We start from the raw sequence: 21,627 nt of genomic DNA on the forward strand, positions 1-21,627 counted from the left end.
AATAGATCGAAAACAGAAATTATCTATAATTCGGATCGACCGAAGGGAAGCCTATGACCAACCTCGCATTCTCGTCCGCCAGACCGTCCTTCAGCCCGCTGCGTCTCCAGCAGCGATCGCTCGGTTGGCAGGCCGGCGCCGTCGTGCTCGGCACGCTCTTCCTGGCGCTGTCCTCTTACATCGAGGTTCCGATGGTGCCGGTTCCGGTGACCATGCAGACCTTCGCCGTGACGCTGATCGGTGCGCTCTATGGCTGGCGGCTTGGCGCGGTGACGATCGCCGCATGGCTGGTCGAAGGTGCTGTCGGCTTTCCAGTCCTGGCCGGCGGCGCTGCCGGCATTCAGCATTTCGTGGGCCCGACGGGTGGCTATCTCTTTGCCTTTCCTGTCACCGGCGCACTGGTCGGTTGGTTGGCCGAGCGCGGCTGGAACGGCAACAGGGTTTTGCCTGCCTTCGCCGCCATGCTGCTCGGCAATCTTGCCTGCCTGGCTCTCGGCACAGCCTGGCTTGCCGTCATGATCGGCGCCGAGAAGGCCATCACCTTCGGCTTCGTGCCGTTCATCGTCGGCGGGTTGCTGAAATCGGCGCTTGGCGCCGCGACGCTGATGGCGCTCCCGCGCGGCAAGATGAACTTGCCGAAGCCGTGACGGTCAGGCTGCGCGCCCACCATCTCCTTTGCCTGCTCACCTATGTGGGCAAGGGATACAGCCCCGCTTTCACCGCCAATCATGACGGAATCGCGGAGCGCTTGAGCCGGGGCGAGGACATCCTCCTCGTTTCCGGACCAGACGACATCTGCGCTCCGTTGCTTGGCGAGCCGGAACCGCACTGCCTGCGTGACGGCGCGGCCGGGCGGGACCGGCAGGCCGCGGAAGACGTGGAAGCGCTGCTGGCTCGGCCGATCCGGCACGGCATCCGCCTCGATCTCGATGCCGCCATCCTGACAAGGCTGCGGCAGGCGTTTTCGACCGGCCACGTGCGCAAGGCGTGCGGCGGCTGCGAATGGAGCGGGCTGTGCGGCGCGGTGGCAAGCGGCGGCTATCGCGATACGCGGCTGCGGCGGCCTGTTGACGCGCAAAACCGTCCCATTTAGCCATGGTTTGTTAATCGGGTGACCCGATTGTGAATTTCAGGCGGATTGAAGCGCGACCCCAAAAAGGCCATGCTTTGCCTGGAAAGATCGAGTCTGGGTCGATCCGCTGACGCGGAGATGGCGCCTGGCTGAAAGGGATATGATGCAGCAAGGACGTGCGCGCTGGCTGACAAGGCTGGCAATTGTGACGGGCATGGCGATTTCGGCATTGCCGGCCTATGCCAAGCAATCCACCGAACCGGTCAAGATCTCGTCATTCTCGGGCGCCTATCTGGCTGCCAGGATCGCCGAGGGCGACAACGACCTCGACAGCGCCATCGCCTATTACAAGCAAGCCCTGGCCTTCAATCCTGGTGACACAGCCCTGCAGCAGAGCCTGATGCTGTCGCTGATCGCTCAAGGCCGCTTCGACGAATCGCTGGTCTATGCCGACAAGCTCAAGGAAGTGCCCGATGTCGAACGCTTCTCGCGCCTGGCGCTGGCGGTCGACACCTTCCACAAGAAGGATTTCACCAAGGCACAATACTGGCTCAAGCTGTCGCTGGAATCCGATCTCGACCGGCTGATCTCCGGCGTCATGTCCGGCTGGGCCGAGCAAGGTGCCGGCCAGGCCAGCGAAGCGATGGTTTCTATCGACAAGCTGCAGGGGCCGGACTGGTTCGGCCTGTTCAAATCCTTCCACCGCGCCCTGATCGCCGATGCGTCTGGTATGCCTGAAAAGGCCGAGGCTATCTATGCCGCGACGATGCAGGACACCACCGCCGGCGGTGCGGCGCCTGAAACCTGGATGCGCAATGCGCAGGCCTATGCCTCGTTCCTGGCCCGTAAGGGCGACAAGGCCAAGGCGATGTCGGTTCTCGACCAGGCCGAGGCGTTCTCGCCGGGCAAGCTGGAAATCGTCGCCTTGCGCGACAGGATCAGCAAGGGCGACAAGATCGCGCCCTTCGTGTCCGGTCCGTCCGACGGTGCTTCCGAAATCCTGCTCGATCTTGCCACCGCGCTCAACCGTGGCGGCGGCGAGCCATTCGTGCGCCTTTATTTGCAATATGCCTTGGCCCTGAAGCCCGACAGCGACGCTGCCCTCGTGCAGCTCGCCGCCGTGGCCGAACAGCTGAAGAACGGCGAGGGCGCCATCGCACTCTATCGGCGCATCCCCGACTCTTCGCCACTGAAGGAGATTTCGGACCTGCAGCTTGGCCTCAACCTTGCCGATCTCGACCGCCATGACGAGGCGATCACGCATTTGAAGGCCTTCGTCGAAGCTCATCCAAACGACATGCGCGCCTATCTGGCGCTCGGCGGTGTCTACTCCTCGAAGGAGGATTTCCGCTCCGCCGCCAATCTCTACGACAAGGCCGTCGAGGTGCTGAAGACACCGACCGCCGCCAATTGGAACATCTTCTACCAGCGCGGCATCGCCTATGAGCGGCTGAAGGAATGGCCAAAGGCCGAGCCGAATTTCCGCAAGGCCCTGGAATTGCAGCCAGACCAGCCGCAGGTGCTGAACTATCTCGGCTATTCCTGGGTCGACATGAACACCAACCTGAAGGAAGGGCTGGAGATGATCCAGAAGGCCGTCGATCTCAAGCCGAGCGACGGCTACATCGTCGATTCCCTGGGTTGGGCTTATTTCCGCCTCGGCCGGTTCGATGACGCGGTGCGCGAGATGGAACGCGCGGTCTCGCTGAAGCCGGAAGATCCGGTTCTGAACGACCATCTCGGCGATGCCTACTGGCGCGTCGGCCGCAAGCTGGAAGCCACCTTCCAATGGAACCAGGCCCGCGACCTGAAGCCGGATCCCGACGTGCTTGCCTCCTTGCAACAGAAGCTGATGAAGGGCCTGCCGCCGATCGAGTCCAACACGGCGCAGGAGACCCCGAAGGTCAAGCCGGAGCCGGTTCCCGCCCCGAAGGGGTGAAACGCCTTTTTGGAATCCGAACGGGGCTCTCGGAGCCCCGTTTTCGTTTTGATGTCCGTCTGCTCAGAACGCGCTCAGAACATCTTTCGATAGACGACGAAGCCAGAGCGTTCGCCGACCTTGTCATATAGCTTCATGGCGGTGTGATTGGTTTCATGCGTCAGCCAGTATACTCGGCCGGAACCGGCCTCCTTGGCGCGCTCGTAGACGCCTTCGATCAGCGCCCGGCCGACGCCTTTGCCGCGCGAGGCTTCGTTGGTGAAAAGATCCTGCAGATAGCAGTTCGGCGCGATTGCCGTCGTGCTGCGGTGGAACAGGTAGTGGACGAGGCCAAGCAACTCGCCTTCGTTTTCCGCGACCAGCGCATGCACTGGCTCATAGGCGTCGAAGAAGCGGGACCACGTCATTGCCGTGATGTCGCTTGCCAGCGCCGTCTCGCCCGAACGGCCATAGAAAGCGTTGTAGCCGTCCCACAGCGGCAGCCATCGGTCGAAATCCTGGCGCGTGACGGGGCGGATGGTGACGGGGTTGGACATGGCTTGACCTGTCGTCGTTGACATAGGTGATACAGGGCTTCGAAGAGAGCGCAGGTCGCCACGTCCGGCAATGGGCCAGCCGCTCACAAAGCTTTCGACCGGTCCTGCAAAGGTCGCGGGCGCGCGCCTTGCTTGACGCTTCGCCGCCGTGTCTCTAGGACGTGGCCGCAAGCTAGCCTGTGTCGCCGAGGCCACCGTGACGATTGAAATCCCAGCCCATATGCATCCCAGCCGCTCATTCCAGGGGCTGATCCTCACTTTGCACAATTACTGGGCGGCTTATGGCTGCGTCATCCTCCAGCCCTATGACATGGAGGTCGGCGCCGGCACCTTTCACCCGGCAACGACGTTGCGCGCGCTAGGGCCCAGGGGCTGGAACGCCGCCTACGTCCAGCCTTCGCGCCGTCCCAAGGACGGCCGCTATGGCGAGAATCCCAACCGGCTGCAGCACTATTACCAGTACCAGGTGATCCTGAAGCCCAATCCACCGAACCTGCAGGAGCTTTACCTCGGCTCGCTTGCGGCGATCGGCGTCGATCCTCTGCTGCACGACATACGCTTCGTCGAGGACGATTGGGAAAGCCCGACTTTGGGCGCCTGGGGGCTTGGCTGGGAATGCTGGTGCGACGGCATGGAGGTGTCGCAGTTTACCTATTTCCAGCAGGTCTGCGGCATCGAATGCGCGCCGGTGGCGGGGGAACTCACCTACGGCCTGGAGCGCCTGGCCATGTATGTGCAGGGCGTCGACAATGTCTACGACCTCAACTTCAACGGCCGCGAGGGCGCCGACAAGGTGACCTATGGCGATGTGTTCCTGCAGGCCGAGCAGGAATATTCGCGCCACAATTTCGAATACGCCGACACGGCGATGCTGCTCAGGCATTTCGAGGACGCCGAGGCCGAGTGCAAGGCGCTGCTCGAGGCCGGCGCGCCGGCCTCGAACGACAATCTGCCGATGCACAAGATGGTCTTCCCGGCCTATGACCAGTGCATCAAGGCCAGCCATGTCTTCAATTTGCTGGACGCGCGTGGCGTGATCTCTGTCACCGAGCGCCAGAGCTACATTCTGCGTGTGCGCAATCTGGCGAAAGCCTGCGGCGAGGCGTTCTTGAAGACGCAGGCCGGTGGATTGGCGGCCTGAGCATCAAGCGCCCTCGGTCATTTCGAGGGAAGCATTGATCGGCGGCAGGATCTGGCCGCTCGGACCAGCCATTGTCCTTAGCGCCTGCCGCACGCCCGGCATCGAGAAGGCGCCGTGGGCCTGCGCGGTGAAGCAGGCGCTGAGCGCAAGGATCTGAAGAAGTCTGGATGCCGTTTTCATTGTCGTTCAGCCAATAGTTCCCTGTCTGAGCGTGGGTCGCTTCAGCGCAGCTTTCGGTTCATGGAAATCTTTGATCCAAGGACGGGCGGGTTCGGCTCGTCCCGACAGGCCTATTGAAATTTATGGAAAGGGTGACAGCGGCCAGCCGAGTTGCTATGCCCCGCCCGGACCACTCTCCCGCATGAGCTGACCCCGATGCCTGACCTGCTTCTTGAACTTCGTTCCGAGGAAATTCCTGCCCGCATGCAGCGCAAGGCGGCGGGCGATTTGAAGAAGATGCTGACCGACGGTCTGGTCGAGGCGGGTCTCACCTATGAGGCGGCGCGTGAGTATTGGACGCCCCGGCGCCTGACGCTCGATATACGCGGGCTCACCGCACGCTCAAAAGACATTCACGAGGAAATCAAGGGTCCGTCGACATCGGCGCCAGAACAGGCGCTCCAGGGCTTCCTGCGCAAGGCCGGCCTGTCTTCGATCGCCGAGGCGCATGTCCATTCCGACCCGAAGAAGGGCGACTTCTACGTCGCCCATATTTCGAAGCCGGGCAGGGCGGCCGAAGAGATCATCGCCGGACTGGTGCCTGACCTCGTCCGCGATTTTCCGTGGCCGAAGTCGATGCGCTGGGGACCGGCCTCGGCCAAACCGGGCTCGCTGCGCTGGGTGCGCCCGCTGCAGTCGATCCTGTGCACCTTCGGCCCCGAGACCGAGGAGCCGGTGGTGGTCGATTTCGAGATCGACGGCATCCGTTCGGGCAACATCACCTACGGCCACCGTTTCCTCGCGCCCGGCGAAATCACCGTGCGCCGCTTCGACGATTATGTGGGCAAGCTGGAGGCGGGCAAGGTCGTGCTCGACGCCGACCGTCGCAAGGAGATCATCCTCGCCGACGCCCGCAACCTCGCCTTCGCCAACGGGCTCGACCTGGTCGAGGATGAGGGGCTGCTTGAAGAAGTGTCCGGGCTGGTCGAGTGGCCTGTCGTGCTGATGGGCGAGTTCGAGCAGGCTTTCCTTGCCATTCCGGCGGAAGTGATCCGGTTGACCATCCGCGCCAACCAGAAGTGTTTTGTCACGCGGCCGCAGGGGGAAAGCGAGGCGCTTTCCAACCGCTTCATCCTCACCGCCAACATCGAGGCGAAGGACGGCGGCAAGGAGATCGCCCACGGCAACGGCAAGGTGGTGCGCGCTCGCCTGTCCGACGCGCTTTATTTCTGGACGACCGACCAGGGCGACCTGCCCGATCTCGACCAGCTCCGGGCATCTGCCGAAAAATTCGGCCTCGATCTGAAGAAGCCGCTCGACCAGCGCATGGCGCGGCTCGACCATCTCAATGTGACCTTCCATGCCAAGCTGGGCACGCAGGGCGAGCGGGTGGGGCGCATCAAGCGATTGGCGGAAGAATTGGCGCCGGTCGTTGGCGCCGATCGTTTGCCTGCAGGTCGCGCTGCCGTTCTGGCCAAGGCCGATCTCACTACCGAAATCGTCGGCGAATTTCCCGAGCTGCAGGGCGCCATGGGCCGCAAATACGCGCTGCTGCAAGGCGAGCATTCCTCGGTCGCCGCAGCGATCGAGGAGCATTACAAACCGCAGGGCCCGTCCGATCGTGTGCCGACCGATCCGGTATCGATCGCTGTGGCGCTGGCCGACAAGCTCGACACGCTGGTCGGTTTCTGGACAATCAACGAGAAGCCGACGGGATCCAAGGATCCGTACGCGTTGCGAAGGGCGGCGCTCGGGGTGGTGAGAATTTTGATTGAGAACGGGATTCGATATCCACTTCTGCAATTGCCGGTGTACGAGGTTATAGAACCCAGCTATCGACCGAAAGTGTCTATAGTTGACGATCTGACTTCCGATGATTTTTACCGCGATGATTTCGACAACATTATCGAATCGATCGAGGACGATCAGGTGGAGCAGGTCGATCGCGAGTTGTTGGAAAGAGCGATCAGATTTGCGCGTAGGCAATTCGATCTTGAGAAGTTCGAAGATTCAAAATCTGAAGAAGATGGCTCACGGTATCACATTGAGATCAAGGGGCCGGTTTTTGATTTTGCCAACCCTCACCGCGACCTCCTCGCCTTCTTCCACGATCGCCTGAAAGTCTACCTTCGCGACCAGGGCGCGCGCCACGACCTCATCGATGCGGTCATTACTCCACAGTCCGATGACCTCCTGCAGATCGTGCGCCGCGTCGAGGCGCTCGGCTCTTTCCTCGACACCGAGGACGGCAAGAACCTGCTCGCCGGTACCAAGCGTGCCGCCAACATTCTGGCGGCCGAGGAGAAGAAGAAAACGGCGGTCGCCGAAACCGTCGAGCCGGCGTTGTTCCAGCAAGATGCGGAGAAGTCGCTGTTTGCCGCGGTGAATCAGGCCGAGAAGCAAGCCGGCGAAGCGATTCAAAACCAAGACTTTTCGGCTGCCATGCTGGCGCTTAGCGTGTTGCGTGAACCCGTTGATTCATTCTTTGAGCATGTTCTCGTGAATGATGAGGACCTGTCCGTGCGTGCCAACCGACTGGCGCTGCTCGCGCGCATTCGCACGGCTACCGGTCAGGTCGCGGATTTCTCGAAAATCGCTGGTTGAGAAGCACTTTGCCGAAAAGTCGGCACCGATTTTCTCGGACAAACGGTTTCCGTTTGTCCTGAGATCACGCCGGGATAGAGGGGCCGCAGGCCCCGGGAAAAATATGTTCCGGCCGGCCCTTCGAGCCGGCTTACAGTCATATGACGATGATCTCTCCGTGGCAAAAGGGGCGTGTTCCCCATCCCAACGGAGGCTTCCATGAATTCCGATCACGAAATCGAAGTGACAGAAGAAACCTCGGCTCCTGCCGAGCCGCTTGAATCCGCTTCCGAAACCGCCCTCGATCACGCCGCTGCGATCACGGTCGAAGCCGCTGATCTGTCTGACGAAGACGGAGATGGCGATGACGAGGAAGGCGACGATGAAGACGGTGAAGAGTCTGACGAAGACGACGCCGATGACACCGTGAAGGCCGAAGGCGATGACGCCGAAGAATCCGAAGACGGCGAGTCCGAAGACGACGACGACAAGGAAGAAGCAGCCTGATTTTCAGTTAACAGGTTCTCGAGGGCGGCGCTTTCGCGCCGCCCTTCCGCCGTCTTCCCAAATTGATTTGATCAGTTCTCCAGGATGCTGACGCGCACGCTGTTTTCATAGACGTCGACCTGGATCAGCGGCTCGCCATTGACGATGGCGCGCTTGGTCGAGGAACTCATCGCGCCAGGGCGCTCCAGCATGCGCTGCAGGTCGGCGCGCTGGTCGTTGGTCCTAAACCAGGCGTCGCCCTCGTCGTCGCCGTCGCGGCGATGGAATTTGTGCCAGTTGGCGCGGTCTTGCCGCACCATCTGCGCGGCGCCATCCAGCGCATAGCCGTCGCTCGCCTGGTGGTCGCGATCAGAAATGCGCGCGACATAGGATCCCAGCATGTCGTCCGCTTGGGCCACGCCACCAAGCAATGACGCCAACAGAAGCCCTGCCACGGTAACGGTCTTCGAATTTTTCATGAGCAACCCCCTCTGCCTTGAACGATGCAATTGCGTCCGCTGGAGCCGCTTGGCGAAAATCAGCCGCAGGGCCGCCAGCAAGATACTCTAGACGAAATTCGCCGGACAGTGGTGCGCAGGACGCCAGACCGCCGTCAAGCCGCTGCGCATTTTGCCCGTCCGGTTTGCGTGGTCGCTACTTGACCTTGCCGGCTCCTGAAGCAGGCTGGTGGGCTGGCGGTGGCGGCGCGGCTGCCGCCGGTGCCGCTGCTTTCCCGTGCGCTGCCGGCGCGGGGGCTGCCGAGGCTGTCGCCGTGGCGGGGGCGGTTGGGGTGGCTGGGGCCGTTGCCGCGGCCGGCGCCTTGGCCTGCATGGGTGTCGAGAAAGCGCCGCCGACGACGCCGCCCCTAATGATCATCGGGCTCTGCGCGAAGGAGTGCCTCGCCTCGGCCTTGCCGGGGATTGCCGCGACCTTTTCGTAGGTGACGTCAGGCTCGCCAAGCACAACGACGGACACAACATCGCTCGCCTTGCCGTCGGCCGCCTTCAGCGCAAGGATGGAGGGTGTCGAGGCCGGCGCACCGGGAAAGACCAGCGACGAGGCCTGAGCCCCGCCACCCATTGAGGCCAAAGTGATGGCAAGCGCTCCCCAGATACGAACAGACACCGACATAGCTCCCATTGCCCAGAAGCCGCACGATAGTACTCGGCGATTGATGCCGGCTTTCGTGGAAAGATGGCATTTTAGGAATTGATGAATTGCCAATGCCCGCTTGCCCCGGCGGCCCCGTCGTATTACGCAGCCGGCATCCGCGAGGTGACGAGAGTGGCTGAAATACTTGCCGTCGGCGAAGCGATGGAACCGGCGTTGGCGCTGCTCCTGGGCGGCGATGTCGTCGCCATCCCGACGGAAACCGTCTACGGGCTTGCCGGCGATGCCACCAACGGCATTGGCGTGGCGCGCATTTTCGAAGCCAAGGGGCGGCCGCGTTTCAATCCGCTGATCGCCCATGTCGCCGACATGGCGATGGCCGAGCGCATCGCCTCGTTCGATCCGCTGTCCAGGAAGCTCGCGCTTGCCTTCTGGCCGGGTCCGCTGACGCTGGTACTGCCACAGCGCCCCGGCAACGGCATTCATCCGCTGGTCACGGCCGGGCTCGACACGATCGCCGTGCGCATGCCGAGGGGTTTTGGCGGCGACCTGATCGCCAGGCTTGGCCGACCGCTTGCCGCGCCCAGCGCCAACTCATCCGGCAAGATCAGCGCGACGACGGCGCAGGCGGTGGCTGCGGATTTAGGCGGGCGCATCAAACTGGTGGTCGATGGTGGCGCCACGCCGGTCGGGCTGGAATCGACCATCGTCAAGGCCGAAGGCGAAAGGTTGCGCCTGCTTCGGCCCGGCGGCATTGCCGCCGACGAGATCGAGGCGGCCATCCGCGTGGAGCTGCTGCGCGGCGGCATTGCCGGCGTCGAGGCGCCGGGCATGCTTGCCTCGCACTACGCACCGGGCGCGGCTGTTCGGCTCAATGCCGGCACGGTTGGTGAAGGAGAAGCGTTGCTTGCCTTCGGCGACCAGCGCGCGGAAGGCTGGCGCGGCGCGACCGCTTTCCTCAACCTCTCGCTGTCAGGTGACCTGCGTGAAGCGGCAAGCAATCTCTTTGCCTACATGCAGGATTTGGACCGTAGCGGCGCGCGGATTATCGCCGTCGAGCCAATTCCCTTTGACGGGCTCGGCGAGGCCATCAACGACCGGCTCTCCCGTGCCGCCGCTCCTCGTGACAACGCACAGCCCACAACGTAGTTTTCCCAGATGACCGCAACCGCAAAGACACTCGATCCCGCCCTCATCGATCGTTTCGCGGCGATCGTCGGCGACAAATATGCGCTGCGCGACCAGCAGGACATCGCGCCTTATCTGATCGAGCGACGCGGCCTCTGGCACGGCGCGACGTCCCTGGTGCTGCGGCCGGGCAGCGTCGACGAGGTCAGCCGGATCATGCGGCTGGCGACAGAGACCGGAACGCCGATCGTGCCGCAAAGCGGCAACACCGGGCTGGTCGGCGCGCAGGTGCCGGACAGATCCGGTCGCGAGATCGTCCTGTCGCTATCGCGGCTGAACCGCGTCCGCGAGATCGATGTGCTGTCCAATACGGTCACGGTCGAGGCCGGTGTCATCCTGCAGACCTTGCAGGAAGCGGCCGATGCCGCCGACCGGCTGTTTCCGCTGTCGCTCGCCGCGCAAGGCTCCTGCCAGATCGGCGGCAACCTGTCGTCCAATGCCGGCGGCACCGGCGTGCTGGCCTATGGCAATGCGCGCGAACTGTGCCTCGGCGTCGAGGTGGTGCTGCCGACCGGCGAGGTGTTCGACGATTTGCGCAAACTGAAGAAGGACAACACCGGCTACGACCTGAAGAACCTGTTCGTCGGCGCCGAAGGCACGCTCGGTGTCATCACCGCCGCCGTGCTCAAACTGTTCCCGAAGCCGAAGGGGACGGACGTCGCCTTCGTCGGCCTGTCGTCGCCCGAAGCCGCCCTTTCCCTGTTCAGCCTGGCCATGGACCGCGCCGGGGCCGCACTCACGGCCTTCGAACTGATCGGCAAGCGCCCGTATGACTTTACCCTTGCGCACGCCCAGGGCGTCGTGCGGCCGCTGGCCGAAGACTGGCCCTGGTACGTGCTGATGCAGATATCGTCCGGCCGCTCGGCGGAGGATTCTCGGGCGCTGATCGAGGATGTGCTTTCGGCGGGTCTAGAGCAGGAATTCGTCGGCGATGCCGTCATCGCCGCCAGCCTCGGGCAGGGCGATGCCTTCTGGGATTTTCGCGAGCTGTTGCCCGAGGCACAAAAGCCGGAAGGCGCTTCGATCAAGCACGACATTTCGGTGCCGATCGCATCGATACCGCGCTTCATAAGGGAGGCCGCCGGCGCCGTGGCGTCAGTGAGCGCCGGCGCCCGCGTGGTCTGTTTCGGCCATATGGGAGACGGCAACCTCCATTATAACATTTCACGGCCCGTCGATGGCGACGACGAGGCGTTCCTGGCGCTCTATCATGCGATGAACAAGGCCGTGCATGACGTGGTGCGCAGCCTGCACGGTTCGATCTCGGCCGAGCACGGCATCGGTCAGTTGAAGCGCGACGAACTGATCGCCACCGCGCCGCCGATGGCCATCGATCTGATGCGCCGGGTAAAGGCTGCCTTCGATCCGGCGGGCATCATGAATCCTGGTAAGGTTATCTGATCCTTTCACCATCCTGTGGCTGGTGGCATTCCGATAACCATCCCTGAGATCAGCAAAATTTAACCGACTTTCTTAAGCGCGGCGGTAAGGAGCCGGCGCTACTGTTTCCCCATAACGAGGCCGGGAAAACTGGCCCGGAGAGAACCGGACACCGGCTCTCAGGAGACAGACAGGAAGGCGCTCTATGAACGTGAACACTGGACTGAAGCCAGTCTGGGCGGGACGCAACATGCGTCTCGACCCATTCCGCCTGCCGCAGGTGGTGAGCTATGCCACGCGCGACGATTATGGCGACGTAACCTTCACCATCGACCAGCGCGGCGCGGTGATCCGCCGCCTGCTCGAGATGAGCGGCCTGCCGGCGATCATCGTGCTGCCCGCCAATGCATTTCGCGGCGTCGCCGCCCGTGCGATGGAGGATCCGGAAGGCAATGTCACGGTGACCCTGGAACTCCTGCACAACGATCCGATGCTGTCGGTGCCGCTGCTGGTGGCCGACGATCTCGAAGACGTCGCCGCCGACTGGCGCGCCTGGGCCGACGCCTACCGTCTGCCGATGCTGCTGATCGAATCCGATGGCGTCGCCCGCACCCTGGAAGAATCGCTCGGCGCCGCCATCAAGACATTGCCGCCGCGGGAGCGCCGCAAGGGCCGCGTTTCCAATATGCGCCGCCCCCGCTTCCTTGCCCGCCGCAGAGCCGGTGACCTCGGCCTCAGGCTGGTGATCGGCGGTGAGGAGATCATTTCAAGAGACTAGCGTTCTTCTCCCCGTATAGAGACGGGGAGAAGGAAAAGCCACTACACCAGCGGCTTCAGCGCCACCCACAGTGCGCCGCCGATCAGGCCGAGGAAGATCAGCCAGCCGACCTGGTTATTCGACCGAAACAGCCGCAGGCACTGGTCTGGATCGTCGATATCCAGAACCGCGATCTGCCGGGCCATGTGGGCGCCGGCGGCGATCAATCCCGCCAGTGCCACCACCGGGGCCTGCGCCGAGGCGAAGGCGATGGCGAAGCAGATCAGCGTACCGCCATAAAGCCCCGCGAGCCATGCCTTGGTGTTGTCGCCGAACAGCCGCGCGGTCGAACGTACGCCGACAATGGCGTCGTCTTCCTTGTCCTGGTGGGCATAGATCGTGTCATAGCCGATCACCCACAGGATCGAACCGATATAGAGCATGATGGCGGGGCCATCGAGATCACCGAACTCGACCGCCCACCCCATCAGCGCGCCCCAGGAAAAGGCGAGGCCGAGAAACAGTTGCGGCCAGTTGGTTATCCGCTTCGTGAATGGATAGACAGCGACGATCACCAGCGAGCAGACGCCGAGCAGAATGGCAAAGCTGTTGAACTGCAGGAGAACCGCCAGGCCGACCAGGGCCTGCAGGACAAGAAACAGCCAGGCCCGCCGGCGCGTGGTCTGGCCGGACGGTAGCGGGCGTGAGCGGGTGCGTTCGACCTGGTTATCGATGTCATGGTCGACAATGTCGTTATAGGTGCACCCGGCGCCACGCATGGCGATGGCGCCAATCAGGAAGAGCACAAGGTACAAGGGCGCCGGCAGCAGCGAGAGCAGCGGGTCGCCTGGGCGCGGATAGGCGCTCGCCGCAAGTGACGCCGACCACCAGCATGGCCACAAAAGCAACTGCCAGCCGATCGGCCTGTCCCACCGCGCCAGCTGCGCATAGGGCCAGATCGCGCGCGGCAGCACGCGATAGACCCAATGGCGGTTCGGCGCATCGGCGACGCGACCCTGGGCCGCTTTTGACTGGACAGGTTCCATCGGCATGGAGTGGCAGCAGTGGCGGAAACCGTCAAGCGGCAAGCGGAGGAGCGGCGGCCCGCCAACCGTCACGACGCGAAGATGTCGCGTGTGGAAAACCAGACTTTCGCCACCGCGATGAAAGCCAGCGCCGCATTCGACACGCGCTGATGCGTATCGTGGGTGAGAATGATGCGCTGCATGGGCAGCGGATCCGACAGCGGTTTGCAGACGAGGCGCAAGCCGTCATAGCTGCGGTCGCCATGCGGGCGGGTATAGCTGACCGCGACGCCGAAGCCGTTGGCCACCATGCTGCGCTGGAGTTCGAACGAACTTGTGCGCATGTCGGCCACCGGCGACAGGCCACGGCCGCGGAACAGGTCGAGCATATGCTGCCAGCTATGCGGCTGGTCGGTCGTGATCAGCGGGTAGGCGGCCAGATCCGCCAGGCTGACCTCGGGGTGGCCCGCCAGTGCATGGCCCGCCGGCAGCAGCGCATGCGGCCGAAGCTCGTGCAGCAGGATGCGGGCGAAATGCGACGGCAGGCCGAGATCGTAGCTGAGGCCGAGGTCGACTGTGGCGTCCGCCAGGCGTCGCCCAAGCGTCTCGAACGTCTCGTCACGGACGACAACCGCGACCGCTGGATGACGTTCGGAGAAGGCGCGGATAAGGCCCGGCGCGAAAAAGGGCGCCAGATCCTCGAAGCAGCCGAGCACCAGCTCGCCACCGATGGCTGAATTGCCCGCCCCCAGGCTCATGAGTTCGTCGGTCTCGGCAAGAACCTGCTTTGCCTTCGCTACCACGACACGGCCGAACGAGGTCAGCGAAACGCCGCTTCCCCGCTGGCGTACGAATAGTTTCTGGCCGAAATCCCTTTCGATGGTGTCGATGGCCACTGAAACCGACGGCTGCGAAATGTTGATCGCTCGCGCCGCGCCGGTGACGCTGCCATGGCGGGCGACGGCGATGAGATAGCGGAGTTGCGTGAGCGTAAGGCTCATAGCCAAAACCTATGTGTCAGATGAGAAGTTATTATTTTACTGAATGAGAGGACATTGCGATAGTGGCCTCGATCCTGAGAGGAGGACACCATGGCTTCCCAAACCGCCACGCAGCCAATCGTCACCGAAATCATCGATGCGCGGACAATTGCCGACTACCAGCGTGACGGCGCGGTCTGTATCCGCGGCGCCTTCAAGGGCTGGGTCGACACGATTGCCGCCGGCATCGAGCGCAACATGCGGAGCCGCAGCGCCACCGCGTCCGACATCGCTGGCGGCAAGGGCAGCTTCTTCGACGACTACTGCAACTGGGAGCGTATCCCTGAATTCGTCGATGTCGTGCGCAATTCGCCGGCGGCGCGACTGGCGGCCGCGGTGATGCAGTCGCGCACCGCGCAGTTCTTCCACGACCATGTGCTGGTCAAGGAGCCCGGTACGCAGAAACCGACGCCGTGGCACCAGGACATCCCCTATTATTTTGTCGACGGCCAGCAGACGGTGAGCTTCTGGATCCCCATCGATCCGGTGAAGGAAGCGACGCTGCGCCTGATCGCCGGCTCGCACAGATGGGACAAGATGATCCTGCCGGTGCGCTGGCTGGACGACGGCAATTTTTACGCGGCCGAGGGCGATTATCGTCCGGTGCCCGATCCCGACACCGATCCGTCGATGAAAGTTGTCGAATGGGAGATGGAGCCGGGCGACGCCATCCTGTTCGACTTCAGGACGGCACACGGCGCGCGCGGCAATATGACCGCGGCCCGGCGCCGGGCGTTGTCGCTGCGCTGGGTCGGCGACGATGCCCATTATGTCGAGCGACCGGGCCGCACCTCGCCGCCCTATCACGGCCATGGCATGCAGCCGGGACAGAAGCTGCGCGAGGATTGGTTTCCGGTGGTCTTTCAGGGCTGAACGAGCGCCGGAATAGGGGCGGTGGTGGCCGGCGCCCTATTCGACAGGGATAACGTTCCCGTGCGCAATCCACCCTGATGCCTTGACCCGTCGCCCAGAGAGCAATAGCGGGTTGTTTTCTCTATGGGATAGGCGGCATCAAGAGGTGGCCATGAACGTTCTTCTTCTCGGCTCCGGCGGCCGCGAACATGCGCTGGCCTGGAAGATCGCCGCTTCGCCGCTGCTGACCAAGCTCTACGCGGCCCCCGGCAATCCGGGCATCGGCGGCGAGGCCGAACTGGTGAAGCTTGATATCACCGATCATGCCGCGGTCGTTGCCTTCTGCCGGGAGAAGAAAATCGATCTCGTCGTGGTCGGCCCGGAAGGGCCGCTCGTCGCCGGCATCGCCGATGATCTGCGCGCCGAAAACATCCGCGTCTTCGGGCCTTCGAAGGCCGCCGCGCGGCTGGAAGGTTCGAAGGGTTTCACCAAGGACCTCTGCGCCCGGTACAACATTCCGACCGCCGCCTATGGCCGGTTCGGCGACCTGGCCTCGGCCAAGGCCTATGTCGAGAAGACGGGCGCGCCGATCGTCATCAAGGCCGACGGGCTCGCAGCCGGCAAGGGTGTCACCGTCGCCATGACGATGGACGAGGCACGGGCGGCACTCGCTTCCTGCTTTGACGGGTCCTTCGGTGCTGCCGGCGCGGAGGTGGTGGTCGAGGAATTCATGACCGGCGAGGAGGCGAGTTTCTTCTGCCTCTGCGACGGCACCACGGCGCTTCCCTTCGGCACCGCGCAGGACCACAAGCGCGTCGGTGATGGCGACGTCGGTCCCAACACCGGCGGCATGGGCGCCTATTCGCCGGCCCCGGTAATGACGCCTGACATGATCGAGCGCACCATGCGCGAGATCATCGAGCCGACGATGCGCGGCATGGCCGAGCTTGGCGCGCCTTTCGCCGGGATTCTGTTCGCCGGATTGATGATCACGGAAAGCGGGCCGAAGCTGATCGAATACAACACCCGCTTCGGCGATCCCGAGTGCCAGGTGCTGATGATGCGGCTCAGGGATGACCTGCTGGTGCTGCTCAATGCCGCGACCGATGGCCAGCTCGCGCATATGTCGGTGCGCTGGCGTGACGAGGCGGCGCTGACCGTCGTGATGGCGGCCAGGGGCTATCCCGGCACACCGGAGAAAGGCTCCGTCATCCGCGGCGTCGAGGACGCCGCTGGTGAAGGCGTCCAGATTTTCCATGCCGGCACCGCAATCAATGGCGGTGCGCTGGTCGCCAATGGCGGCCGTGTGCTCAATGTCACGGCGAGCGGCGCCACGGTCGGAGAGGCGCAGGCGCGGGCCTATGCCGCCCTCGACCGCATCGACTGGCCGGACGGGTTCTGCCGCCGCGACATAGGCTGGCAGGCCGTGGCACGCGAGCAGGCCGGCTGAAGCTCCGACCGGGTGGCGGCTATCGCTGACCTCGGTCGAGGGTTGTCGAAGCGGTGCTGACCGGGTCGGCCGCGGCAAAGGCGGCGTCAAGCTGTTCGGGGGAACGCTGCCCGCCCCGCTTCCAGGCCACATATTGGACAATGCCGAACCCCGGCCGTCGCGGCACCGTCTTCACGACTGGCATGCGGAACCCGTCGCGAAATTTTGACCAGCGCGAACCAAGCACGGCGACCATTTCCTCGAAGGTCGGCGGCGTCGCCACATCGGCATAAATGGTGGTGGCCTTGCCGGCGAGCGCGGCTTCCCGCGAGAGCGGCACTGGTACGCTGGCAAGATAATCGGCAGGCACGTCGATCAGGCCACCGAAAGGCCATTGCTGGCGCAGAGTGACGGCATCCGTGGGCGCCACGTTGACGTCGATGTTGTCGGGTGTGCCGGCAACCCTGTAGGGACAACGGAAGCGGCCGCAATTGGCCTGCGCCGAGAACTGCCAGAGCGCGTAGCCCTGCCAGTTGCCCATCGGAAAATGCACGTCGATGTCAGGCTTATAGCGCGCGTACCAAAGCGGCAGCCGCGACAAGAGCCGGTATTTGTAGCGGTTGTCGGCGATATATTGGGCGGTCTTGCCGTTGGTGTAGAGCACCGGGAAACGGCCGATGCGCCGATGCACCTGGCGGGCGAACTCCTCGGCATCGTCGAGCGACATCCATTGCGAGGGATCGATGCCCTCGATGTCGAGGGCAATGAGGTCGTCCGGCGCGGGACCGGCGAAATCGAGGAAATTATTGGCCTGCTCGACCGGATTGCCGGGACGGGCGAGATGATAGGCGCCCCATTTCATGCCGAGCGCCTTGGCCACGACCCTGCGTGTCTGGAACAATTCGCGCGTCACCGCGTGGCGTTTCCACAGCGCCTTGCACAGTTTCACGTCAGTGTCGCCCCCGAGACAGAAATAGGGCGGCGGCATGCCGTCGGAAGCCTTGTTGATGAAGGCGACGATGCGCTTGTCGGTGGCAAGCTGGGCCCAGTCGATGGAATTGTATTCGTAGGCGTCGATGACGAGCGCGCGGTCAGCGCTCTTCCACGGCTCGGAGAAGTCCGAAGCCTTTGCCGGCATCGACAGCGCAATGGTCGCCGCGAAAGCGAGAAGCGCCGTGCGGCGAAGGAGGCGCGCCGTCCTTTTCAAAACAGGGAATCCCCGTTGATCAAGGGTAAATCCTGAACCGCTATGGTTAAGAAAATACTTCTCGGACCCTGTTGCGCGATAAGCTAGTGCCGGCCGAACGGCTGAAATTCGAACGGGTCGGGCGCGGGCTCCTGTTGCAGCGTACCTTCGGCGGCGCGTTTGCGGTGGTGGGCAAGCGAGCATCGCGGCGAGCACAATATGCCGCGATCCGACCAGTAGGCGGCACCGTTTGCCAAGTCCCCGTGATAATAGGAAAACCCCGTTCCCCGATAGGGCAAACCGCATTCGATGCAGCGATAGGCGTCAGGTCTGGCAAGCATGGGAATGTTCGGGTCGCTGGTTTTCCGTCGCCGGTCGATTTGGTCCGGCATCTGTCGAATTTAATACAGCCCTGCCTGATTGCAAAATCAGCGTGACAAAATTTGACGTTTACGTAAAAAGGCAATGGGCGACCGCCCAAAGGCGGATGGTTTTGCGGCGGCACTGGCTCTACGGTCGACGAGGCCGATGCATAAGGGAGGATCGAGCGGCATGTATCGGGCACCGGTCGAGGATATCGCGTTCACCCTGAAGCATGTGGCCGGCATGAAATCCGCCATCGACACGGGAGCGTTCGGAGACCTCAGCGAGGATCTGGTCGACGCCGTCCTTGGTGAGGCGGGCCGTTTCGCCTCCGAGGAGGTGGCCCCCCTTTATAAAATCGGCGACGAACATGGCGCCGTGCTCAGGGATGCCGCGGTGACCACGCCTCCGGGCTGGAAGGAACTCTATCGCCGCTGGATCGAAGGCGGCTGGAATGCGCTCTCCGGGCCGGAAGAGTATGGCGGCCAGGCCTTGCCGACCATGCTCGGCGTCGCCGCACTCGAAATGTGGAACTCCGCCGCCATGGCCTTCGGCATCGGCCCGACGCTGACCATGGGCGCGGTCGAGGCGCTCGACAAGCACGCTTCCGAGGAACTCAAGGCGACATATCTGGCAAAGCTCGTCTCTGGCGAATGGATGGGCACGATGAACCTGACCGAGCCGCAGGCCGGATCGGACCTCGCCGCCTTGCGCGCCCGCGCCGAGCCCGCCGGCGACGGCACCTACTGCCTCTTCGGCCAGAAGATATTCATCACTTACGGCGAGCACGATTTCACCGACAACATCATCCATCTGGTGCTGGCGCGGCTTCCCGATGCGCCGGCCGGAACGCGTGGCATCTCGCTGTTCCTGGTGCCGAAATTCCTGGTCGGCGACGATGGCTCGCTCGGCGCGCGCAACGACGTCTTCTGTTCCGGCCTCGAGCACAAGCTCGGCATCCATGCCTCGCCGACCTGCACCATGATCTATGGCGACGGTTTTCAAGGCGCCAGGCCTGGCGCCATCGGCTGGCTGATCGGCGAGGAGAACAAAGGCCTCGCCTGCATGTTCACCATGATGAACAATGCCCGCCTTGCTGTCGGGATGCAGGGCGTCGCGGTCGCGGAAGCAGCGACCCAGAAGGCGATTGCCTATTCCAATGAACGCCGCCAGGGCAAGGCGGCGGATTACGCCGGCGCCGGCATGGCGCCGATCGTCCATCACCCCGACGTGCAGCGCAATCTCCTGACCATGAAGGCGCTGACACAGACGGCGCGGGCGATCAGCTATTCCTGTGCCCACGCTATCGACATGGCGCGTGCCTCGTCTGGCGACGAGGCGGCGCATTGGCGCGACCGTGCAAATTTGCTGACTCCGCTCGCCAAGGCGTTTTCGACCGATGTCGGCGTGGAAGTTGCCTCGCTTGGCGTCCAGGTGCATGGCGGCATGGGCTTCATCGAGGAAACGGGTGCGGCCGCGTACTATCGCGACGCGCGCATCGCGCCGATCTATGAAGGCACCAACGGCATCCAGGCGATCGATCTGGTGACCCGAAAACTGCCGCTCGGTGGCGGCGAGCATGTGCATGGCTACATCGACGAACTGGCCGGTATCGCCAATGCCGTGCGAACGTCGAACCTCGAAGGTTTTGGCCGCACCGCCGACACTCTCGATCAGGCGCTCTCCGATTTGACGCAAGCGACGCGTTTCCTGCAGAAATTGTCGGCCGAGGGCCGGACGGAGGAGGCGCTGGCTGGCGCCACGCCGTATCTCCGGCTGATCTCGCTTGCCGCCGGCGGCGCTTATCTGGCGCGGGCCGCTCTTGCCGACCAGGGCCGCATCGCGCTTTGCCGCTTCTTCGCCGAGAACCTGCTTGGCGAAGCCAGCGCTTTGAAGGAGCGCGTCATCGATGGCGCCGTCAGCCTGGCTGCTGCCGCCGAGGCACTGATTTCCGCCTGACCTTCACAAGGAAAACACCGTGACAGACCACATCCTCGTCGACCGCCAGGGCGCCATCCAGATCATCCGCATGAACCGGCCGGACAAGAAGAACGCGCTGACGCGTGCCATGTATGCGAAAATGTCGGCGGCCCTTGCCGAAGGCGACGCCGATCCGGCGGTCCGCGTTCATGTCTTTTTCGGCGTGCCGGGCGCCTTTTCCTCCGGCAACGACCTTGCCGATTTCATGGTCGTGGCCACCGGCGGCGATGGCGGCACCGAAGTCTGGGATTTCCTGATCGCCCTGGCCGGGGTCGAAAAGCCCATCGTGTCCGGCGTCGACGGTATCGCGGTCGGCATCGGCACCACGATCAACCTGCACTGCGACCTGACTTTCGCCACGCCGCGCACCGTGTTTCGGACCCCCTTCGTCGATCTCGGCCTCGTGCCCGAGGCAGGGTCGAGCCTTTTGGCGCCCCGCATCCTGGGCCAGCAGGGTGCTTTCGCCCTGCTCGGTCTCGGTGAGGGCTTTTCGGCCGAGCGCGCGAAGGCCGCCGGGCTGATCTACGAGGTGGTCGAGGAAGGTGGGCTGGAGGCTTCGGTGCTTGCAGCGGCCGGCCAGATCGCGGCCAAGCCACCGCAAGCGCTCAAGATCGCGCGCGACCTGATGCGTGGCTCACGCGACGATCTGGTTGCCCGCATCGGGATAGAGAGCGAGCATTTCCGCGAGCGGCTGAAATCCGACGAGGCGCGCGCCGCTCTCACGGCATTCATGACCAGGAAAAAGGGCTGAAGGTTTTTTCAGGGATAGAGCCTGGCCTTGTCCCAGCCGCCTGCCGCGTTGCGTGAAAAGACCACGCGGTCATGCAGCCGGAACGGCCGGTCGTGCCAGAATTCGATCGTCTTCGGCACGATCCGGAAGCCCGACCAATGTTTCGGTCGCGGGATTTCGCCGATGGCATAACGCGCCGTGTATTCTGCGACCGCCTTTTCCAGCGCGAAGCGGCTTTCCAGCGGGCGCGATTGCTTCGACGCCCAGGCGCCGATGCGGCTGCCGCGCGGCCGCGTGGCGTAATAGCTGTCGGCTTCCGCATCGCTGACGAGCTCCACCGGACCGCGAATGCGCACCTGGCGGCGCAGCGATTTCCAATGGAAACACATCGCCGCCTTCATGCTGCCAAGAATCTCCTGGCCCTTGGCGCTCTCGAAATTCGTGTAGAACACAAAGCCGCTTTCATCGAACCCCTTGAGCAGCACCATCCTTACGTCCGGCATGCCCTCGGCATCGACGGTCGCCAATGCCACGCCATTGGCATCGTTGATTTCGCTCTTGCTAGCGTCGTCCAGCCATGCGGCAAAGAGGCGAAACGGCTCGGACGCCTCGGTAAAGTCACTGCTTGTTAACTCTGTGTCACTCATAGTTTTTCTCAAATTGTCACGAGA

The 21,627-nt window shown here is 63.4% G+C and carries 22 protein-coding genes; 13 read left to right on the forward strand and 9 right to left on the reverse strand.

Annotated elements, in window-relative coordinates; translation table 11 throughout:
* The first annotated feature begins 53 nt into the window (after positions 1–53).
* From LB571_RS15910 to LB571_RS15920, 3 genes are all read left to right on the forward strand, one after another.
* A complete protein-coding gene (locus LB571_RS15910) occupies positions 54–647 on the forward strand; it encodes a biotin transporter BioY (RefSeq protein WP_140661438.1) in 594 nt (197 codons plus the stop codon).
* Positions 644–1,093, forward strand: coding sequence for a DUF1284 domain-containing protein (locus tag LB571_RS15915; protein ID WP_224595810.1), 450 nt, complete (start codon positions 644–646; stop codon positions 1,091–1,093). The genes LB571_RS15910 and LB571_RS15915 overlap by 4 nt, the downstream gene beginning before the upstream one ends.
* A gap of 142 nt (positions 1,094–1,235) precedes the next feature.
* Positions 1,236–3,011 carry a tetratricopeptide repeat protein gene (locus LB571_RS15920; protein WP_140617320.1) on the forward strand — a complete coding sequence of 592 codons (1,776 nt, stop codon included), beginning with the start codon at positions 1,236–1,238 and terminating at the stop codon, positions 3,009–3,011.
* A gap of 74 nt (positions 3,012–3,085) precedes the next feature.
* On the opposite strand, the gene LB571_RS15925 is transcribed toward LB571_RS15920, so the two are convergent.
* On the reverse strand, positions 3,086–3,547 hold the full coding sequence (locus LB571_RS15925) for a GNAT family N-acetyltransferase (RefSeq protein WP_224595813.1): 462 nt from the start codon (positions 3,545–3,547) through the stop codon (positions 3,086–3,088).
* Positions 3,548–3,743: 196 nt separating this feature from the next.
* Between LB571_RS15925 and LB571_RS15930 the strand changes: the two genes are divergently transcribed.
* Positions 3,744–4,688: a glycine--tRNA ligase subunit alpha gene (locus LB571_RS15930; protein ID WP_140617319.1), complete on the forward strand. Its 945-nt coding sequence runs from the start codon at positions 3,744–3,746 to the stop codon at positions 4,686–4,688.
* A gap of 3 nt (positions 4,689–4,691) precedes the next feature.
* Here the strand turns inward: LB571_RS15930 and LB571_RS15935 are convergent, their stop codons facing one another.
* Positions 4,692–4,868: a hypothetical protein gene (locus LB571_RS15935; protein ID WP_181166353.1), complete on the reverse strand. Its 177-nt coding sequence runs from the start codon at positions 4,866–4,868 to the stop codon at positions 4,692–4,694.
* A gap of 195 nt (positions 4,869–5,063) precedes the next feature.
* Between LB571_RS15935 and glyS the strand changes: the two genes are divergently transcribed.
* Positions 5,064–7,451 (forward strand): glycine--tRNA ligase subunit beta, encoded by a 2,388-nt coding sequence (gene glyS, locus LB571_RS15940; protein ID WP_224595816.1) that lies wholly within the window; start codon positions 5,064–5,066, stop codon positions 7,449–7,451.
* Between the two features lie 198 nt (positions 7,452–7,649).
* Positions 7,650–7,937, forward strand: a complete 288-nt coding sequence (locus LB571_RS15945; protein WP_015318835.1) for a hypothetical protein — start codon at positions 7,650–7,652, stop codon at positions 7,935–7,937.
* A 71-nt stretch (positions 7,938–8,008) separates the two neighbouring features.
* On the opposite strand, the gene LB571_RS15950 is transcribed toward LB571_RS15945, so the two are convergent.
* The gene (locus LB571_RS15950; protein ID WP_015318834.1) at positions 8,009–8,395 is read right to left on the reverse strand and encodes a hypothetical protein; all 387 of its coding nucleotides are present in this window, start codon (positions 8,393–8,395) and stop codon (positions 8,009–8,011) included.
* Between the two features lie 175 nt (positions 8,396–8,570).
* Positions 8,571–9,041, reverse strand: coding sequence for a hypothetical protein (locus tag LB571_RS15955; RefSeq protein ID WP_140661433.1), 471 nt, complete (start codon positions 9,039–9,041; stop codon positions 8,571–8,573).
* A gap of 159 nt (positions 9,042–9,200) precedes the next feature.
* Here LB571_RS15955 and LB571_RS15960 point away from each other — a divergent pair, with 159 nt between their 5' ends.
* The 3 genes from LB571_RS15960 to LB571_RS15970 all read left to right on the forward strand — a co-directional run bounded on the left by LB571_RS15960 (position 9,201) and on the right by LB571_RS15970 (position 12,372).
* Positions 9,201–10,175 carry an L-threonylcarbamoyladenylate synthase gene (locus LB571_RS15960; RefSeq protein WP_224595818.1) on the forward strand — a complete coding sequence of 325 codons (975 nt, stop codon included), beginning with the start codon at positions 9,201–9,203 and terminating at the stop codon, positions 10,173–10,175.
* 9 nt (positions 10,176–10,184) lie between these two features.
* Entirely contained in the window at positions 10,185–11,615 is a 1,431-nt protein-coding gene (locus tag LB571_RS15965; protein ID WP_015318831.1) for an FAD-binding oxidoreductase, read from the forward strand.
* Between the two features lie 190 nt (positions 11,616–11,805).
* Positions 11,806–12,372 (forward strand): DUF6101 family protein, encoded by a 567-nt coding sequence (locus LB571_RS15970; protein ID WP_041163896.1) that lies wholly within the window; start codon positions 11,806–11,808, stop codon positions 12,370–12,372.
* A 41-nt stretch (positions 12,373–12,413) separates the two neighbouring features.
* Here LB571_RS15970 and ubiA read toward each other — a convergent pair whose 3' ends face one another.
* Positions 12,414–13,397, reverse strand: a complete 984-nt coding sequence (ubiA, locus tag LB571_RS15975) for a 4-hydroxybenzoate octaprenyltransferase (RefSeq protein ID WP_224595946.1) — start codon at positions 13,395–13,397, stop codon at positions 12,414–12,416.
* 68 nt (positions 13,398–13,465) lie between these two features.
* Positions 13,466–14,377: a LysR family transcriptional regulator gene (locus tag LB571_RS15980; RefSeq protein WP_224523536.1), complete on the reverse strand. Its 912-nt coding sequence runs from the start codon at positions 14,375–14,377 to the stop codon at positions 13,466–13,468.
* 90 nt (positions 14,378–14,467) lie between these two features.
* Between LB571_RS15980 and LB571_RS15985 the strand changes: the two genes are divergently transcribed.
* Positions 14,468–15,289 (forward strand): phytanoyl-CoA dioxygenase family protein, encoded by an 822-nt coding sequence (locus tag LB571_RS15985; protein ID WP_224595821.1) that lies wholly within the window; start codon positions 14,468–14,470, stop codon positions 15,287–15,289.
* A gap of 151 nt (positions 15,290–15,440) precedes the next feature.
* On the forward strand, positions 15,441–16,718 hold the full coding sequence (purD, locus tag LB571_RS15990; protein ID WP_140617310.1) for a phosphoribosylamine--glycine ligase: 1,278 nt from the start codon (positions 15,441–15,443) through the stop codon (positions 16,716–16,718).
* A 19-nt stretch (positions 16,719–16,737) separates the two neighbouring features.
* Here the strand turns inward: purD and LB571_RS15995 are convergent, their stop codons facing one another.
* Positions 16,738–17,904, reverse strand: coding sequence for a glycoside hydrolase family 25 protein (locus tag LB571_RS15995; protein ID WP_411969708.1), 1,167 nt, complete (start codon positions 17,902–17,904; stop codon positions 16,738–16,740).
* An 83-nt stretch (positions 17,905–17,987) separates the two neighbouring features.
* Complete coding sequence (locus tag LB571_RS16000; RefSeq protein ID WP_224595824.1) at positions 17,988–18,224, reverse strand: hypothetical protein; 237 nt, start codon at positions 18,222–18,224, stop codon at positions 17,988–17,990.
* Positions 18,225–18,435: 211 nt separating this feature from the next.
* On the opposite strand from LB571_RS16000, the gene LB571_RS16005 reads away from it, so the two are divergent.
* Together LB571_RS16005 and LB571_RS16010 are read left to right on the forward strand one after the other, a co-directional pair.
* A complete protein-coding gene (locus LB571_RS16005; protein WP_224595827.1) occupies positions 18,436–20,205 on the forward strand; it encodes an acyl-CoA dehydrogenase in 1,770 nt (589 codons plus the stop codon).
* A 19-nt stretch (positions 20,206–20,224) separates the two neighbouring features.
* Positions 20,225–20,977 (forward strand): crotonase/enoyl-CoA hydratase family protein, encoded by a 753-nt coding sequence (locus tag LB571_RS16010; RefSeq protein WP_015318822.1) that lies wholly within the window; start codon positions 20,225–20,227, stop codon positions 20,975–20,977.
* Positions 20,978–20,985: 8 nt separating this feature from the next.
* Here the strand turns inward: LB571_RS16010 and pdxH are convergent, their stop codons facing one another.
* A complete protein-coding gene (gene pdxH / locus LB571_RS16015; RefSeq protein WP_224595832.1) occupies positions 20,986–21,603 on the reverse strand; it encodes a pyridoxamine 5'-phosphate oxidase in 618 nt (205 codons plus the stop codon).
* Positions 21,604–21,627 lie beyond the last annotated feature (24 nt).

The sequence above is a fragment of the Mesorhizobium sp. BR1-1-4 genome (assembly GCF_020165375.1).
Lineage (GTDB): Bacteria > Pseudomonadota > Alphaproteobacteria > Rhizobiales > Rhizobiaceae > Mesorhizobium > Mesorhizobium australicum.